The organism is Paenibacillus sinopodophylli (assembly GCF_005930355.1).
GTDB classification, from domain to species: Bacteria; Bacillota; Bacilli; order Paenibacillales; family Paenibacillaceae; genus Pristimantibacillus; species Pristimantibacillus sinopodophylli.
Genome location: NZ_VDBO01000001.1, coordinates 2,256,287 through 2,273,187 on the forward strand (window position 1 = coordinate 2,256,287; position 16,901 = coordinate 2,273,187).

At 45.5% G+C, this 16,901-nt stretch carries 15 protein-coding genes; all 15 read right to left on the reverse strand.

Annotated elements, in window-relative coordinates:
* Positions 1 to 8: 8 nt before the first annotated feature.
* Positions 9 to 614, reverse strand: a complete 606-nt coding sequence (locus FGT79_RS10005) for a sugar transferase (RefSeq protein ID WP_281285930.1) — start codon at positions 612 to 614, stop codon at positions 9 to 11.
* 42 nt (positions 615 to 656) lie between these two features.
* Positions 657 to 1,397: a glycosyltransferase family 32 protein gene (locus FGT79_RS10010; RefSeq protein WP_138752515.1), complete on the reverse strand. Its 741-nt coding sequence runs from the start codon at positions 1,395 to 1,397 to the stop codon at positions 657 to 659.
* Between the two features lie 19 nt (positions 1,398 to 1,416).
* Positions 1,417 to 2,484, reverse strand: a complete 1,068-nt coding sequence (locus FGT79_RS10015; RefSeq protein WP_138752516.1) for an EpsG family protein — start codon at positions 2,482 to 2,484, stop codon at positions 1,417 to 1,419.
* Positions 2,465 to 3,388 (reverse strand): glycosyltransferase family 2 protein, encoded by a 924-nt coding sequence (locus FGT79_RS10020; protein WP_138752517.1) that lies wholly within the window; start codon positions 3,386 to 3,388, stop codon positions 2,465 to 2,467. Before FGT79_RS10020 ends, FGT79_RS10015 begins: the two co-directional genes overlap by 20 nt.
* Positions 3,354 to 4,499: a glycosyltransferase family 1 protein gene (locus FGT79_RS10025; RefSeq protein ID WP_138752518.1), complete on the reverse strand. Its 1,146-nt coding sequence runs from the start codon at positions 4,497 to 4,499 to the stop codon at positions 3,354 to 3,356. The genes FGT79_RS10020 and FGT79_RS10025 overlap by 35 nt, the downstream gene beginning before the upstream one ends.
* Positions 4,484 to 5,650, reverse strand: a complete 1,167-nt coding sequence (locus FGT79_RS10030) for a glycosyltransferase family 4 protein (RefSeq protein ID WP_138752519.1) — start codon at positions 5,648 to 5,650, stop codon at positions 4,484 to 4,486. The genes FGT79_RS10025 and FGT79_RS10030 overlap by 16 nt, the downstream gene beginning before the upstream one ends.
* Positions 5,651 to 5,673: 23 nt before the next feature.
* Complete coding sequence (gene galU, locus FGT79_RS10035; RefSeq protein WP_138752520.1) at positions 5,674 to 6,555, reverse strand: UTP--glucose-1-phosphate uridylyltransferase GalU; 882 nt, start codon at positions 6,553 to 6,555, stop codon at positions 5,674 to 5,676.
* Between the two features lie 24 nt (positions 6,556 to 6,579).
* A complete protein-coding gene (locus FGT79_RS10040) occupies positions 6,580 to 8,406 on the reverse strand; it encodes a polysaccharide biosynthesis protein (RefSeq protein WP_138752521.1) in 1,827 nt (608 codons plus the stop codon).
* A gap of 542 nt (positions 8,407 to 8,948) precedes the next feature.
* Entirely contained in the window at positions 8,949 to 9,614 is a 666-nt protein-coding gene (locus FGT79_RS10045; protein WP_171056154.1) for a CpsD/CapB family tyrosine-protein kinase, read from the reverse strand.
* Positions 9,604 to 10,347, reverse strand: a complete 744-nt coding sequence (locus tag FGT79_RS10050) for a YveK family protein (protein WP_138752523.1) — start codon at positions 10,345 to 10,347, stop codon at positions 9,604 to 9,606. The genes FGT79_RS10045 and FGT79_RS10050 overlap by 11 nt, the downstream gene beginning before the upstream one ends.
* A 105-nt stretch (positions 10,348 to 10,452) precedes the next feature.
* Positions 10,453 to 10,863, reverse strand: a complete 411-nt coding sequence (locus FGT79_RS10055; protein ID WP_138752524.1) for a helix-turn-helix domain-containing protein — start codon at positions 10,861 to 10,863, stop codon at positions 10,453 to 10,455.
* Positions 10,864 to 11,105: 242 nt separating this feature from the next.
* On the reverse strand, positions 11,106 to 11,960 hold the full coding sequence (locus FGT79_RS10060; protein WP_138752525.1) for an MFS transporter: 855 nt from the start codon (positions 11,958 to 11,960) through the stop codon (positions 11,106 to 11,108).
* Positions 11,950 to 14,043: a cellulose biosynthesis cyclic di-GMP-binding regulatory protein BcsB gene (locus tag FGT79_RS10065; RefSeq protein ID WP_138753031.1), complete on the reverse strand. Its 2,094-nt coding sequence runs from the start codon at positions 14,041 to 14,043 to the stop codon at positions 11,950 to 11,952. The genes FGT79_RS10060 and FGT79_RS10065 overlap by 11 nt, the downstream gene beginning before the upstream one ends.
* Before the next feature lie 22 nt (positions 14,044 to 14,065).
* Positions 14,066 to 15,316, reverse strand: coding sequence for a glycosyltransferase family 2 protein (locus tag FGT79_RS10070; RefSeq protein ID WP_138752526.1), 1,251 nt, complete (start codon positions 15,314 to 15,316; stop codon positions 14,066 to 14,068).
* Between the two features lie 10 nt (positions 15,317 to 15,326).
* On the reverse strand, positions 15,327 to 16,880 hold the full coding sequence (locus FGT79_RS10075; RefSeq protein WP_171056155.1) for a DUF2334 domain-containing protein: 1,554 nt from the start codon (positions 16,878 to 16,880) through the stop codon (positions 15,327 to 15,329).
* Positions 16,881 to 16,901: the final 21 nt, after the last annotated feature.

Consider the following 16,901-nt stretch of genomic DNA (forward strand, 5'->3'; position numbering starts at 1 on the left):
GAATGGCTTTACCCTTCACTGCTCGTCGTCGTTCCTTGGAATATGGGCATCGTAGCATGGTTGCCATTGGATACCCCTTCAGACGTGACGACCTTCTTCACCGTCAATATTAATATTCGTAAATCTAGCATGAAGCTTTGATTCTCTACATACCAGACATCATGCTCAAATCTCTCTTCCCAAGAGACCGCATTTCGACCATGAATTTGCGCCCAGCCCGTAATGCCTGGTCGTACCAGATGGCGCTTTGCCTGTTGCTCGTTGTACAGCGGCAAATACTCCATCAACAGCGGACGCGGTCCTATTAAGCTAAGCTCGCCTTTAAGAACATTCACAAGCTGCAGCAGCTCATCAAGACTGAACTTGCGCATGAATTTTCCAAAGTCTGTCAATCTCAGATGGTCAGGCAGCAAGATGCCCATACTGTCTTTCTCTGAGGTCATCGTACGGAATTTGTATACATGGAATGGAACGCCATGCAGCCCTGGCCGCTGCTGCTTGAACAAGACGGGCGCGCCCAGCCTGAATCGAACCAGCATTGCCGTTACAGCAATGACTGGTGAGAGCAGTATGAGTAGCGAGGCTGAGAGAATGAGGTCAACTAATCTTTTTATCATGAGTATGGCTCCTGGCATTCAATTTGTTTCGTTCATTCGTTAATTAGAAGACATCAGCTTTCTCATTCTGGAGATAAAAGCAGGGCCGGCAATACGGCTTACTGCCTTCTTCAGACTGCCTCTCATACGTACATGGGCAGGCAGCCAGGATTGAGCAAAATGATGAATGGTAAAGCTGTCAGTCGATATGTAATTACCGCCATCGATATAATCATAAGGGCTGAAATACGTACGCGGATAAAAGGTTACACCATTGCTCAGCACTTGATATTGGCCATTTAATTGAAGGCCATGTCGGCTGCATATCTCGGTAATTACAGCCGTATTGGTCGTCGTATCGAGCTTTCCGTCTTGAAGCAAAAAGCTGCGCTGATCATAATTTTCTAACAGCTCCTTAATCCAAGGATGCTCTAGCGCAGCTCCCATCGTACCAGACTGCAAAAACCGTTCGTCTTCAAATCCCGAGAACGCCTCATGACCTAGAAAGGCATCGAGCGGCTTGATGACCTCGACATCGGTATCCAAATAAATGCCCCCGAACTTATACAAAGCGTATAATCGTACATAATCACTTACGAAAGCATATTTGCGAGCCTCGTATGCTTCTCTCACATAACGATTGGACGAGATGTCGAAGTTGTCCTCGTTCCATTCTATGACTTGAAAGCCACCTAGCTGCTTTTCCCAGCTTTTCATACACTTCACTATTTTCCGCGGTTTCTCCCCTCTGCCGAACCAGCAATAATGCAAAATACGGGGAATTTTTTCGGCTTCACTCACGCTGCTGCCTCCTTTGTGCTTACCATTTCAAATAATCACTTGTATATCTAATATCCAATGTAATGACACTTTCAAAATAGAAAAACAGCAAATAGAATACGAGGATAGCCATATAAATCAGCTTCTGATCTTTCTCTCGAAACACCTTCACGATCCACCCGATCAGAATGAGCTGGTACAGGTTAAAATAAATCGTCATTCTTGCAAAAATCCAGTTCTGAGTTGAAATAATCATAAGGATAATGCCTATAATCGATAAATTCGCTAAAATATCACTTTTCGGAAATAATGCTCTTAGCTTCTCTCTCCCCAGAAAGCAGATCAGAAGCGGTACAGCATAAACGAGTACCCGAATGATGCTCGCTCCACCCTCCTCGAAATTCTGATAGTGGGCGTATTGGGTACCTTGAATCGCTTTGAATAACAAATCGGAGAACTGATTGAAGCCTACGACAATAATGATAGCTATTGCTAGTAAAAAAAAGGTTGTGCCTGTCCATGCTTTTCTTCTCACTAGGAAGTAAAGCGGGAGCATGACCAAGGCGCTTTGGTGAAATACAGCGGCGAATAGAATGATTGCCGTATACGTTTTCCATTTGCCTTCGAAAAGAGCCTTGGTCGCAGCAAATACGATTGCAGCAGCTAGAAACTGACGTAACCCATTCATGGAAACGACAAATGCACCGGACGTTATATACACATACAAGCTTAATTCATACATACGAGAGTACTTGAACATGACGATGGCTATGATCATGTTGGTCACAAGGGCTGTCGTCATTAACAATATTTGCGGGTCTGCTGTAATCTGCTTGAGCAGAAGCTGCAGAATGCCGAAGCCGATATCCTTTTTACTCACAATGGTAGCCCAGTCATAATGATCTACCGTATACGCATGAACATAAAAAAAGGTATCGCCGATATTGTTCCGCAGGCCGGAGACAAGAATAAGCGATACCGCAGCCGCGGCTGCTAATATTTTATTAGGCTGAATCGTCAGATAGCCTATTCGGGCTGGCACAGCATAATATCTCGCAGTGACTGCCAACATAAAAACGACGATTAAGTTAAGCCATAGGATAGTCATTGGCTGTTCCTTTCGCTGAGTACGCCTTGCTTGTTCTTATCGTAATATATGCAAACAACAGCAGTCCGGGGAGTAGAGCCGCTATCGTCAGCAGCTTGGAAGGAGCTTCCTTCACCCATTGCCCATTCTTAGACAAGAGGCCGCTTGATACATAATGAATCGCCTGCCTGTACTTGAACTTGAGGCCGCCGATCGGCATGTTGATCAACGATCTCCGATAGAACACAAAACCATTAGGATTTCTTCGGTATTGCATCAGCATATTTCTAGAGGAGCCATCAGCCAAATATTCCACATGGCAAAGAACCTTGTTCAGCAGCAGAAGCTCATAATTCTGGCTCAGCAGATGATACTTGTAATCCAATCCAACATACCGCTCTCCTTCAAACAGAGGGTAGGGATGCTGTTTCGTCAATACGGTGCGGTACACTAATTTCTTATCACCAGTAACGCCATGCTTGTGGTATAGATCAAACAAAGTTGAGCTTGACAGCCCCTCCGGAAATGTCGAGCCAACGATTCTCCCGTCTCCATACGCATCTAACCCTACAAAACCACATACGCTGTCGCTTCGATTTGTATGCCAGAAGCTGACGATTTGTTCGACTGCATCGTCGGGCATATAGTCGTCTGAATCGATGCATACGTTGAGCTCCGTTTCAATATGTTCGTATGCTGTATTATGGGCGCCATGCATGCCTTGATTGTGCTGATAGACATATGTAATGGATAGCTCCTGCGTCGCCGCCCATCCAGCGACAAGCGCCTCGGTGTCATCGCTCGATCCATCATCAATAATAAGCCACTCGAAATCTTTGCATGTCTGGCGCCGCAAGCTCTCATATACTTGATGCAAACAATAAGCCCTGTTATACGTGGGCGTAAACACGGTTAGCGTCTTCATTCGTCACCTCGAATTGGGATAAATAGAGCTCGGTTGCTTGCCTTGCAGTTTGGCGAATATCATAGCCTTTTTGAGCTAGCGCTCCCTCTGGAATTTCCCTAGCTCCGCGCGGGGCTGCTGCTATGATATGATCCACACCGCTATCGACCTGTTTCAGAGAGAAAAATTGAACCAAGCCGATCCCCATATCGACCTCCGCAGGAATATGTTCCGAGATAATACAAGGCAGCCCAGCACCTTGCGCCTCTATAACAACGATGCCCAGTCCCTCATGATGAGATGGGAATACGAATGCATCAAAGGCCTGCATCATTTCATTAATATTGCTCCTCACACCTAGAAACATGACCTTATGGTCTAATTGAAGCTCACTTACTTTGCGCTCGATCTCTGTCCTCAGCGGCCCGTCGCCCACTAATACAAGCAGGCTATTCGGCTTCTTGTTCTGCAGCAAACAAAACATATCAATAAGCTGGGTATGGTTTTTTTGGTGTGCAAACCTGCCTACATGACCGACAACTAAACAATCCTCCGGAATATTCAGCTCTCTGCGGAGCCTTGAGCGCGTTTCTATAGAGAAGGCGAATTGTTCACTGGCTATTCCATTTGGCAGCACTGTTGATTTCTTCTTATTCCTTGGAAACATCCAGGTAGCAGCAGCGCTGGAGCAAGCGACATAATGCGTAGCAGCCGATTCTACAAGCGTTCCCGCATACCACTTAAAGAGCCGAGCAGGAACGCTGCCTTCGCTTCTTGTGTTGTGGCTATGCGCAATTCTTACTGGAATAGCTGCACGGGAAGCAGCACGAAGAACGAAGCCGCTCATTTTGTCCATATGCGAATGAATGACCTTATACTCTGCATGCTGCACGAAGAAACGCTCCAAACCTTTCATATAAGATCGATAACCAACCTCAGTAATATGTGGAATACGATAGATGATTCCGCCAAGACTACGAATCTCTTCATCGAATACGCCTTCCTTGCAGGTTAAGAAATCAAATTGAACGTTGGATCGATCGATATGACGATACATATTCATAAGCAAGGTTTCGGCGCCGCCGCGGTTCATGTTTACGACAACATGCAATATCCTTAAAGGACCACCCATTGCAACTTCTCCTCCTGCTCTGCCTGCGGCTGCCCCATCAAAGGCTTATAAATTTCGTGTAATTCAAGTGCTACATGCGCTAATGAATACTTTTTGACCATTGCTCCGCTGTTCCCGCCGAACTCTTCCCTTAGCGTCTTGGATCGACTTAGCTCAAGTAGGCGCTGCCCGAATGCCTGTATCTGATGCCCTTCCAGTACAAATCCATTCACCCCGTCTATGACCAGCTCTGAATGCCCTCTATTCCGAGATGCTACAATCGGCAGACCGCAGGCCATAGCCTCCATAATGTTGACGGGCAGCCCTTCGCGCAGACTGGAAGCAACAGCGACATCGCACATCGGCAGAAGCCTATCAATATCCGTCCTGTACCCAAGGAAATGAACCATGTTGCCAACGCCAAGCTGCTCAGCGAGTGCTCTGCAAGCTTCCAGCAGGCCGCCTTTTCCCGCGAGCATCAGCCTTGCATGAGGTACTTCCTCTTTAATAGAAGCCAGCGCATGAATTAGCAATTGATGATTCTTGTTGTTGTTGAACTCGGCCGCATAGAACATTAGAAAATCGTCTGTACGATAGTCAAGCTCCTGCCTTAGCCGCCATTTGTCGATTTTGGACATAGGCTTATAGCGGACCGTATTGACACCTACTCCGTGGGTATGGACGATCTGCCCTGCCTGGAACCGTCTAGATACTGCAAGCTGATGATCCTCGTTATTAATCGTTATCAAACAATCCGTCAAACGCGCAAAGTACTTCTCGATTGGATAATATAGCATCCAATTCACAAGCGAGCCGCCCTTGCAGAAATGAAAACCGTGCGCCGTATAAATAACCTTGGTGCCCTTTTTTCTAGCTCCCTGCGCTGCAAGGCGGGCAAGAACGCCGCCTGTAGGCGTATGGCAATGAATGATTTGATATTGCTGTTCATTCATGATCGCCTTAAGCTCTCGATACGCCTTTATATTGTTTGTATGAATGGGGGAGCGCTCAATCGGCAAATTAAACTTGCGATCAACAAAAGGGAGATCCAGCTCGCCTTTAGCGGCGATATGAACCTCCCAGCCCTGCTGCTTGAACCATTCCAGAACTGGCAAATGAAAAGCCTTGAAATGGTAATCAACAGTTGCGCAAAATAATATTTTATTAGGCATGCTCATACCATCCTATACTAGAATTATTTTCTAGCGGTTTCAAGGTCAACTATAGCCGATAGGTAGTTTAATAGGTCGTAACGCAAATCCTCGCGCTGCAGGGCAAACTCGATTGTCGTTTGGATAAACCCCATCTTCTCGCCAACATCATGACGCTTTCCGTCGAATTCGTATGCATAAACAGCCTCGGACAAGTTTAATGCCGCAATTGCATCCGTCAATTGAATCTCGCCGCCAGCCCCTGGTGTCTGCTTACCCAATATATCGAATATAGCCGGGTTCAGAATGTATCGTCCCATAATCGCCATATTGGAAGGAGCCTGCTCTCTTGCTGGTTTCTCGACCAAATTTCTGACACGGTGGAAGCCCTCCTCCATCATAGCGCCGTCGACGATCCCATACCTTGATACCGCTTCGTCAGCGACTCGCTGCACACCAATAATGGAGGTATGATACTGCTCATATTTCTCAATCATTTGTTTAATGCATGGCTTCTCCGCAGAGATGATATCGTCACCAAGCAATACAGCGAACGGTTCGTCGCCGATAAATTTGCGAGCGCACCATATCGCATGCCCAAGTCCTTTAGGCTCTTTTTGACGAATGTAGTGAATATCTACCATATCCGCAGATTTGCGAACCTCGCTAAGCAGATCAAATTTGTGCTTGGCGGTCAGAATCTGCTCCAGCTCGACCGAATTATCAAAATGATCCTCAATCGCGCGTTTGCCTTTTCCAGTCACAATAATAATATCCTCGATACCCGATTCAATGGCTTCTTCGACAATATACTGTATCGTCGGCTTATCAACGATCGGCAGCATTTCCTTAGGCATCGCTTTCGTTGCAGGCAGAAACCTCGTACCTAGTCCTGCAGCAGGTATAATCGCTTTTCTAACTTTCATCGCCTCAACAGCTCCTTTGTTCTATTAGCCCGTAACCGATACGAATTCCGGCAGTTCGACTACGTTATTCGCGAGATCGAGCAATCTAATTCTCAGCTCTACTTTGTTCATACCGCCATGAAGTGCAATTATTTCTTCAATCTGGTCGAAATAGATGTCTGCGGATTTGCCTATGTAAATTTTGGGATACACTTGCTTCTCATTCATTTCACTATCCTTGAGCATTTCTTCGAACAGCTTCTCGCCAGGCCTAATACCTGTATAATGAATGCCAATTTCTTCAACCGTGAAGCCGGACATCCGAATAACGTTTTGTGCGAGATCAGTAATGTTGACGGGGTCCCCCATGTCCAGAACGAATATTTCTCCGCCTCGGGCGAGCGCACCGGCTTGAATGACGAGCCTTGAAGCCTCGGGTATCGTCATGAAATACCGAACCATATCCGGGTGTGTCACGGTAACTGGACCGCCTTTTTCAATTTGCTTCTTGAACAATGGAATGACGCTGCCGCGGCTTCCTAGTACATTACCGAATCGAACAGCTACAAATTTCGTTTGGCTTGCACGGTCCATATGCTGTATGACCATCTCGGCTATGCGTTTGGTCGCCCCCATGACGCTAGTTGGATTAACTGCCTTATCCGTCGATATCATAACGAACGTATCTACTTTCGCTTGACTTGCCGCTCTTGCCGCATTTAATGTGCCTATAACGTTATTTTTAAATGCTTCCTCTGGATTTCTCTCCATTAAAGGCACATGCTTATGAGCGGCTGCATGGTAGACAACCTGCGGACGATGAGCCTGCATGACAGTCAGCATTTTGCTTGCATCCTGCAAGTCAGCTATTTCGGTTATAAATTCAATATTCGTATGCCCATACAGCTCTCTTAACTCCATCTCTATGGAATAGATACTGTTTTCTCCGTGACCAAGCAAGATGAGCTTCTCTGGCAAAAATCTCGAAATTTGCCTGCATACCTCTGAGCCAATCGAGCCACCTGCTCCCGTTACCATGACTACCTTCTGGGTCACGTAACCTGAGATACTCTCAATATCCAGCTCTACAGGCTCCCGTCCGAGCAGATCCTCTACCTGAACATCACGAAATTGACTAACCGAGACTCTGCCGGTAGCCAAATCCTCAAGCATCGGTATAATTTGCGTCTTCGCTTTCGTTTTCCCGCATTCGCTAAAAATCGTATTGAGCTGCTTCTTGCTCAGTGAAGGAATCGCAATCACAATATTGTTGATTGCAAGCTCATTTGCCGTTTTTGCAATGCTTGCGACGCCCCCTCTGACGGGAATGCCCATGATATCAAGGCTATGCTTGTTGACATCATCATCAATGAACGCAATCGGAAGCAGTTCGGTATCGCTGTTGCTTAACAATTGCCTTGCAAGCATAGTACCAGCAGAGCCTGCACCCACAATCAAGGTACGCTTGCGCGTGCCCACGTTTCTCTGATAGCCGCTTCGGAATATGCGCCAGCAGAGCCTAGAACCGCCGATCAAGAGCATGTGGATCATCCATGTAACAGCAAGCAGTCTGAAAAACACATCCTGCATGACAACTTGCTGGATAACCGCTGCTGCAATGATTGAGAACGTCACTGCTTTCGAAATGATCAACAGCTCGCCAACACTTGCATACTCCCATGCCTTCTTATATAGCTTGTAATAGAATGAGAAGAAATGATGGCTTAACAATAACGTAATAGAGCTGATCACAATTGGTGCTGTCACCACATCAAGCGAAGCACTCAGCAAAAATCTGCTAAAAAAAATAGCGGTCAGAACGATAAACGAGTCAATAAACATTAAAAAGGACAATCTTTGCCTATACGTCAAACTCTTTCACCCTTTCCTGTCATCCTTCATATCAAGTGGATGTCAACGACCAAACACTATTGTTAGGCTACTCCCAAGCTGAATACTGCAATATCTTTAGAGTGTTTAACTAAGAGGCTTTTAGCAAAACCATTTAGTTAAAAACTCTAACGCAGAATTCAGGGCATTCAACCCCACCTCACACCACACTCTTGACGACTGGCGTCTAAGGTTAAAACAAACCCACAGCATGACCGAGTGCCTCCATTGATAACGGTCAGGAGACATTACCGCACTCGCCATCTGTTCTTGCAAACAGGCGATTGTGCTTTATAAAGAACACCCTTCCATAAGAAGCACCGCTTGACGGCGTCCTTACTATAGACACCATCGTTTCTGCGAAATGTATAGCGAAAGTAGGAGTAAAATCATAATCTTTCCTATACGTCAAGATGAAACGGCTGTCGCCGCCCTTTGACGACTCAGCACGTTTCATTTGGACAAATAGCGAGAGCATAGCCTTTAGCTATACTTTTCTACTTTTCAAAAAAAGTGTTACCTGATCAACCGCTCTTTTTATTCAATATGACGCCAAGAATATTAGCTTTGGCGAACAACAACGCACGCTTTGCTTCGAGTGCCAGCGCCAGCTGTGTTTTTCCACTTTTCACAAGCAGCAACACGCCTTCACACTTACTGACCAGCGTATTCGTGTCCGATATACCGAGAACAGGCGGGCAATCCAGCAAAACCATATCATAATGCTCGGATGCAAACTCCATAACATCTACCATAATTTGCGAATCAAGCAATTCTGTTGAATTATACATCCGCTGGCCGCTTGGCAATATATCCAAACCCTCGACCTCGGTATTGTAGATCGCTTCGCGTATTTCAAGCTGCTGCCCCAGCACATTCGACAGACCTGGCGAGGTTTGTACATTGAAGATTTTGTTGATAATCGGGTTTCTGAAGTTCGTGTCGATAATGAGTACGCGATCCCCGCGCTGTGCCATACAGACCGCCAGATTGACCGCAGCCGTTGATTTACCCTCGCCTTCAGATGATGAGGTCACTAGCAAAGATCGAATTTTTTTGCCATTAGCTGCGTACTGAATATTATTTCGAATCGTACGATATTGCTCCGCTATATCGCCATGCGGGTGAATAGAAGCAATCAAGCTTCGATTTACATATGATTTAGGTGCCTTTTGCCTCTCACGAACCAATTGTCTCACCTCTGGTTACAATACTTTTTCGTTTTTTCAAATGTCTAACATAGTCTTTACGCTTCATATTGGTCACTTGACCAAGCATCGTCAGCCCGAGAAGCTCTTCAATCTCTCGTTCTGATTTAATAGAATCATCGAGCGAATCTAGTAAAAATACCAATCCGATGCCTAGCGTCAAACCTACGATGAAGCCTATAAACACGATTGAATTACTTTGCTCATTGATTGGGTATGGATTCTCTTCTGCCGAAGAAAGAAGGCGAATACTCGTTACGCCTAAGGTATCCCTAGCCACATCTCTATAAATCTCTACGCCTGTATTTGCAATGTCAGCCGCTAGCTTAGGATTAGTGTCCACTACCGATACGACCGTGACGAGCGAGCCGTCTACGCTGTCTACTCGGATCTGGCCTCTAAGCTGCGCAACTGAGCGATTCAGTTCAAGCTGTTCAATAATTTGCTTCAGCACAAGCGGCTCCCTGAACAATACTCTGACCGTTCCAATCATATCTGGAGTGGCAGCGACAATCATTCTGGACGAAGCCGCATACATAGGTGTTTCGGGCCTATTGTTGTAGAGACCCGCCAAAACCGTTACAACGATGGTAATAAGTACAATTAGCCATACTCGTTTACGAATGATTGCGTATAAGGCTTTAATGTTAATTTCTTTCATCTTTTCCTTCTCGCCGCGAATGGCCTGCGAGTCATCTGATTGACTAACGTACATGTGAACACCCACCTGCTTACGTTGTTTTTTATAAAGAACAATAAGTCAATATTAGTTCTTTATATAGAACATGTCAATATCATTTTACTGTTGATCAGGTGATGATCAATTATCGATATGAAGAATAATGATATTTGATGATTTCTTTTTCTGGCTTGCATGGACGTTTGTTTCTACTCTGCTATTCTTCCACATATTCGATTGAACTAAATCTTTCAACGCTTGGAAATCGCCCTTGCTCATACCCTCATCAACTGCATTCTTAATAATCGCACGCCATTCCTCATCAAGCGTTTCTTCTTGATTACGTTTCGGTAAAATCTCTTTCCCAAGCAAATATTCAATGTTAGAATCCAAAGGTGCCGCTATTTTTGCCATCACCTGTAGAGAAGGGTTGTTCTGCATATTTCGTTCGATGTAGCTCAAATAGGACTTGGATACGCCTGCTAGGTCGGCAAGCTTCGTTATCGAATAGCCCTTTTTTTCCCGTAGACTTTTAATCCGTTCCCCAATCATATTATTCTCCTTCGCCCAGTTTAGATCCTAACCGTTTGCTAAGTACTTGCCGAAAACAAAAACTTTATAACAGACAGTAACTATATCTTAGTTCTTTAAAGAGAACAAAGTCAATACCATTTCTGCTTTTTCCATCTACATTTGTCGTTTTATCGTCTTTCCTATAGGATGAAAAATCGCCGAAATCAAGTGATTTCGGCGATTTTCCTGCTCATAAAATTAATCGGACAGCTAGTATGCAGCTACACATCGTACTCCAGTCGTTTCCGTGCTTGAACGATGAAATCCAGAGGTGTCGGGATCGATTCCGGTTTATATTCAACCGCACCCATTGTAAGGTTCAATTCCACTTTATATTTTTCCGCAAAATCAACGGAGTTGAACTGTTCAACCTTCTCCTTTAAACGCTTGATAACGATTCCTGCCCCCTCTTCATCCGTGAAGAGCAGCATTCCCCAAGTCGGGGTTTCCGTATTCAGCATGTATAAGGAATCATTCAAACGGATGCTCGTCTCGTTTAATTTGGAAACGTCATAGATCATCTCGGTCATCTGCGTCTGACTAATCATTCGGCTTAGCTCATCCCAGTACTTTACAGTGACAACCATCAAAGTCAAAGGAATGCTGTATCTAGTTGAGAGAGCCATAAATACAGTAGCGTCTTTTTGGAAAGAACGGCTGTTTTTCAAGTTTGTGCGCTCGTCCATCGTAGCCAGCGAAGCATTCTGTTTCAGCAATTGCTCCTTCTCTGCTTGAAGCTGCTTGCTTGCTGCCGTCAGCATCCAGGTCACCATCGTAAACACAGGGGTCATGATCAGCCAAAAGTAATTTTGGATGTCTACGACGTCTCCGAGGGCAACTGTCTGGTACAGCGTAAACGTTCCGTAGCCGAATATAAACAAAATATTCATAATCAGCCCCGTAGTAACGGACGTGAAATACGTTACGATCGAGATTAGAAACGCAATATTCAATAAAATAATGTTAAGGATATATTGATCGGGATTGCCCGCTGTGAATAGGATCGATATAAAACTTATAACGAACAAGAGCAGAAAAGCGATGTCCGACATAAGACTGCTTTGATTACGTTTCATCGCTCTCCCTCCGTTTCATCCGATATTTGCGAATCAACAGAATCAATGAAAGCAAGATGACGACTAGAACCAGCACGATGGCAACCATAAAGCCAAGCACATCGCTTCTCTCCATTACCTCTTCGATCATGTTTGTCGATTGCTCTCCCCCTGCTTCTTTCTTGAAGCGGAAAGCGTAAATATTTCCATCTTTGTCTGTGACGGCTCCATCACCGAATACTTTCCACTTCGTACTCTCACTCGTCAGCAGCTTGGATGCCAAGTAATAAACGTCCGAGCCTGCTCCTGTCACAGCCATCAAGCCGAGACCTGCGGTATACGGCGAATCAATCAGCTGCAATGTTCCAATTCGTTTGCCGTAGTCCTCGTCGATGCTCATTTTCTCATTCGATTGGATCGCATCGCCAGCTTCGTTATATTGGAAATAAAGGTGCTCATTCTGATCTCGAATAACCTTGTTGTTCTGATAAGTGCCAATCGCGATAATATTACGGTTCGCAAGCGCAGCAGCTTCCGTGTCGTCCTCATAGAACTCAACTTCTCCCGCATTACTCTCAGCGAAACGGCCGAGCATATGGAATAAATTCGAAATGGTTAAGTACGTATAACGGTCGCGTACCTCAGGCAGCACGACTGCTACTTGATTAAAAGCGCCGTCCCGCAAAAAAGGATTTGGGTAATTGTTAAACAGCAGCGCCGTTTGATCCAGCGTATTCAGCTGTAAGACGGAGCTATTCTCTACAAATGCCCATGGCGTTTGATTCTGAAGCGTTATACAGCCAGCATTTTTCAGCTCCAGATCGAATGCCACCGTCACTGAAAAGTTGCCCGTTATATCCATATTTTTTGGAATCGGCAATGTCAACTGATCACCATTCGCTAGCTCAGCGCTCAGCTTCTTACTGCCAATCGGCAAATCATTGATCAATACTGTAACCAAGGAACGGTCAAAATCCAGATTGTTCGCATAACGCATATCTAGACTAATTTTACTTGCTGTTGCAATTGATCGGTTAGCCGGCAGTGCAATGAAATATGCTTTTTCCTGATGCGATATTCCGGTTAGCCGATCTCCCGTTTCCGTGAGCGTAACGTTTTTATTCACACTGACAGCAGGTGTCGCAATATTCGTTTGCTCGCCTACGAGCTTTCTACTACTGCTTAGCTGCAAGACAAGCTCCTGATTATTGAGCAATCGCCCTGCCTTTACAAGCATTTCCGCATTCTCTGATGTCACAACAAGAATCTGCTGCTTGTCAACGCTCAGTAACTGAATCAACGCCTGTTTGCTCAGATCTTCATCAGCTAATTGGCTTTTAATTTCACCCGGCAAGTGATCATATAGAGCCACTGCCACGATCATCGATTTCGTTAGCCTAGCATCACTGTTCCACTCCAGCATCGGGATGCTCTCATCCTCGAGCGGATTTGCTTTCGCTAGGCCTGCTAAGGCTTGTACCGCAGCCTCCAGCTCACCAGGTTCACTATCCACTGGCACGGCTATCGCGTTCAACCCTGCACTCACCGTATCAAGACCTATAAATTGCTGATAGAAGCCTTTTATGCTGCCTCCAATTGGTTCTTTAGCATACGTCATAGAAAGGTTCGACGTCTTGTACAACTGAAGCCAGCTCTCCTGCTTATCAACGGGCAAGCAAACTTGGTCAGGCGTCGCTGTTTGTACAACGCCACCGACTGTCAGCATATTATTGCCCGCTATCAAAAGCGCTTTGGGCACAGATACCGTCAAATGATTCTTCTCTTCTGACGTTGCTTCTGGCCTGAAAGAATGAAAAGCGTTCCCGTTCACAGAAAGCGTAATACTGGAGTATTCGTCTTGTGCGAGTGGTGTCATTTTGTAGTCCAGATTTAGCGTTACCGTCTCTATATTCCAATAATCCTCTATCTCGAAATAAAATGGCTTGGATGCTGAGCTTCCTGACAGCAACGAATCCGTATTCGCCAAGGTAACATCATAATGGTGATTAGAGCTCGGGTTCAGAATGGCTGCAGCGGCTGCAGCATATCCATTCTGAGAAAATAATAAAGTAAGGCAGAGCAAGCTTGTGACTAACCATCTCATTTGCAATTACTTCTCCTCCTACTCAGTAACGTTCTGTCTTATACCATTTGATTTCCCTCTTGAAAATAAAATCCTTCACATAGTTGTATAGCCCGTAAGCTGCGACCACCATCCATAATTGACAGTAGGTTATGTACATCAGCATAATGATCCAAACATTGGAGAGGCGCATTTCGCCTTTTTCAGTAATTAAGGTGATAAACGTCCCAGTAATAAATAAAATGATAGCCAGCACCCATAGAAATGCGCTGTATCCCGCAATCGTAGTATGCACATATCCGAGCGCGTGCAGTAGCAGCAGCAAATCCGACATAATCAAAGAGGTTAACAATAAGAAGTAGATCGATATAAAATACAGAATGTCGAAATGTATATTTTTGGCTGAGCGATTAAATAACAAAGGCGTATTTTTCACAATGACATAAATATTCCCTTTCGCCCAACGCGTACGCTGCTTAAACCATACCTTGAGCGTTTGCGGCTCCTGCTCCCACGTCACCGCCTTGGGCTGGAACTTAATGCGATAGCCCATCATGTAGATTCGGAAGCTTATCTCTGTATCCTCGGCAATAGCCTTGACGTCCCACCCGCCGATCTGCTCTACAATATCACGCCTCATAATAAAGTTCGTTCCAGGAATCGTACAAAGCTTGAACAGCTTCCATCTGCCTGCTTGCGCCATCCATTGGAAGGACAAGGTTTCTATGTTGATGAAACGGGTCAACAGGCTCGCATTACGATTACGGGTTCTGAATTTGCCGATTACGGCGCCAAGCGATTGATCATGCATAATTTCCCCTACTAGGTAGCGAAGCGCCTTCTTCTCCGGCGTGTTATCCGCATCGTAGATGGCGATCAATTGTCCCTTGCTCTCTGCAAAGCCAATATTGAGTGCATTGGACTTTCCTTTCCCGCCGGTAACCGCATCCGTATTAATAACAATCAGCTGCCTGCCGGCATACTTTTGCTGTAAGCCGCCTAGCAGCACACTGCTATTATCTGACGAGTTATCGTTAATAACGATAATCTCATATCGATCATGCGGGTAATCCAGCGCCAAGAGCGCTTCTACCGTTTGTACGATGACGATCCCTTCATTATGTGCAGGAACCATGATCGACACGAATGGAGCCTCTCCCTCGATATCAGGCACAGGCCTGCCCTCGTTCTCCATATAAAACAAATAGCCCGCAATAATAAGCACAACGTTCACGAGCAACAGCGACCAGATACAAATGACCGCGATCAGCATTAATACATCAGCAATTGTCATTTCTGTCTCCTTACTTGTAATATTTGCGTTTATACATCCGGGAACCTAAGAAGAAAAATACGGTGAAAGCAGAGATCGCAATCAAGATAATACCGATGAACAGCTTATTTTGTACGGCAAACCATTTCACGAAGCTTTGCTCTGCTTCAGGCGCATAAACATATTCTGAACTGATGCTCGTCCTCTCGCTGATCAAGGATAAGCTTTCGCCATTTACTTGCAGCATTCCGCTGCGAGAAGTGATTACATGGTTCGCGGTCTGGACCTTATGCTCGCGGGCTTTATAATCAGCAAATATCAGCCAGCTGTTCATAAGAGCTTGGACACCTCTGCCCAGCTCTTCTTCATTCGTGAAGAATGGAATCGTAATCACAGTATCCATGGGCAGCGGCTCGATTACCTTTCCCTTATCCTCATAATTCGCCCATTCGTCAGGCTGTACACTGTATAGCGAAGACGGGAAAGCATATGATGTATTCGTACGTGCTTTGTGCATCACCTTTTCATTCGGGAAGAGAAGAGCTGAATCGAACAGGGTCATCGCATGATCCACATACAGCTGGTCATATGACCAATACATCTCGGCACCTATGCCCAGTGGTGCAATGCCATAATCAGCTAGCGTATCAATAAACAGTTCCATCTGTTTTTTCAAATCGCGATCTAGCTCACTGATCGTAGATGCGACAGCGGGAGCATTGACTAGAATCGTTCCATTTCTCGCTTGTACATATTTCAGTGTTTCCAAATAGCGTTTCATCGCTGGATAATCGGTATTGTCAAAGACTGGGCTGACACTTGCGATAAACGGTATGCCCGCATCGTAGAGCCGATCAGCCAGCTTCACAAGCAGCTCAAGGTCAGAGAAGGGGTATATGTCTTTAAATGCTACATAGCTCTGGCTCTCAGCCGTTATACCGAGCCAATCCCTCAACACATCGGACATGGCCCATTCACTAAGATGTTTCGACCTGAAGAAAGGAATATAAGCGATGCCTTCATGGATTACACCGTAAGGAGAGGCCACCGCTATGCTGCCTGAAGTAATCTCACCGTAAGCTTTTCCTTCTGACTGTTCGATATAAGCAGTATCCTGCACCCTAATGGACGATTCTGTGAATGAACGAACTGTCAGCTTTACACTATCCTGGCCGCCCTGTATGAGATTGAGATGAAGCTTCGTTGAAACCATTGCTGGCACATTGCCGCCAATATGGAGGTAATCACCTGCAAAATGACTGAGATCATCGGTATATGCTTGACTTGAATCAGCCATATCGGAAGCATTAACGAGTCCAATGACCTTATTAAAATGCTGCATGTCTCCAGCCCGATAGCCATCACGCGCGAGCAGTGTCACCGTCACACCAAACCCAGCAAGCAGTCGCTGAAGTGCCTCAATATTCCCCTCATTATCCGTCCCGACAGCCAAGCTATCGTAGACGAGCAGAACAGCCCCAGGCTCAGTCTTCTCCTGCGCTTCAACGTAAAATGAAGGCAGCAGCAGGAACATCATAAACAGCAGCGCAATCTTTGTTGAAATAGGCTTAATGGGCTTGTACATTCGAATCACCGCCTTGATAAC

Coding starts and splice junctions, on each gene's coding strand:
- FGT79_RS10015 (WP_138752516.1), bottom strand. CDS start 2,484: ATGACTATCCTATGGCTTAACTTAATCGTCGTTTTTATGTTGGCAGTC.
- FGT79_RS10020 (WP_138752517.1), bottom strand. CDS start 3,388: ATGAAGACGCTAACCGTGTTTACGCCCACGTATAACAGGGCTTATTGT.
- FGT79_RS10025 (WP_138752518.1), bottom strand. CDS start 4,499: ATGGGTGGTCCTTTAAGGATATTGCATGTTGTCGTAAACATGAACCGC.
- FGT79_RS10030 (WP_138752519.1), bottom strand. CDS start 5,650: ATGCCTAATAAAATATTATTTTGCGCAACTGTTGATTACCATTTCAAG.
- galU (WP_138752520.1), bottom strand. CDS start 6,555: ATGAAAGTTAGAAAAGCGATTATACCTGCTGCAGGACTAGGTACGAGG.
- FGT79_RS10050 (WP_138752523.1), bottom strand. CDS start 10,347: ATGTACGTTAGTCAATCAGATGACTCGCAGGCCATTCGCGGCGAGAAG.
- FGT79_RS10055 (WP_138752524.1), bottom strand. CDS start 10,863: ATGATTGGGGAACGGATTAAAAGTCTACGGGAAAAAAAGGGCTATTCG.
- FGT79_RS10060 (WP_138752525.1), bottom strand. CDS start 11,960: ATGAAACGTAATCAAAGCAGTCTTATGTCGGACATCGCTTTTCTGCTC.
- FGT79_RS10065 (WP_138753031.1), bottom strand. CDS start 14,043: ATGAGATGGTTAGTCACAAGCTTGCTCTGCCTTACTTTATTATTTTCT.
- FGT79_RS10070 (WP_138752526.1), bottom strand. CDS start 15,316: ATGACAATTGCTGATGTATTAATGCTGATCGCGGTCATTTGTATCTGG.
- FGT79_RS10075 (WP_171056155.1), bottom strand. CDS start 16,880: ATGTACAAGCCCATTAAGCCTATTTCAACAAAGATTGCGCTGCTGTTT.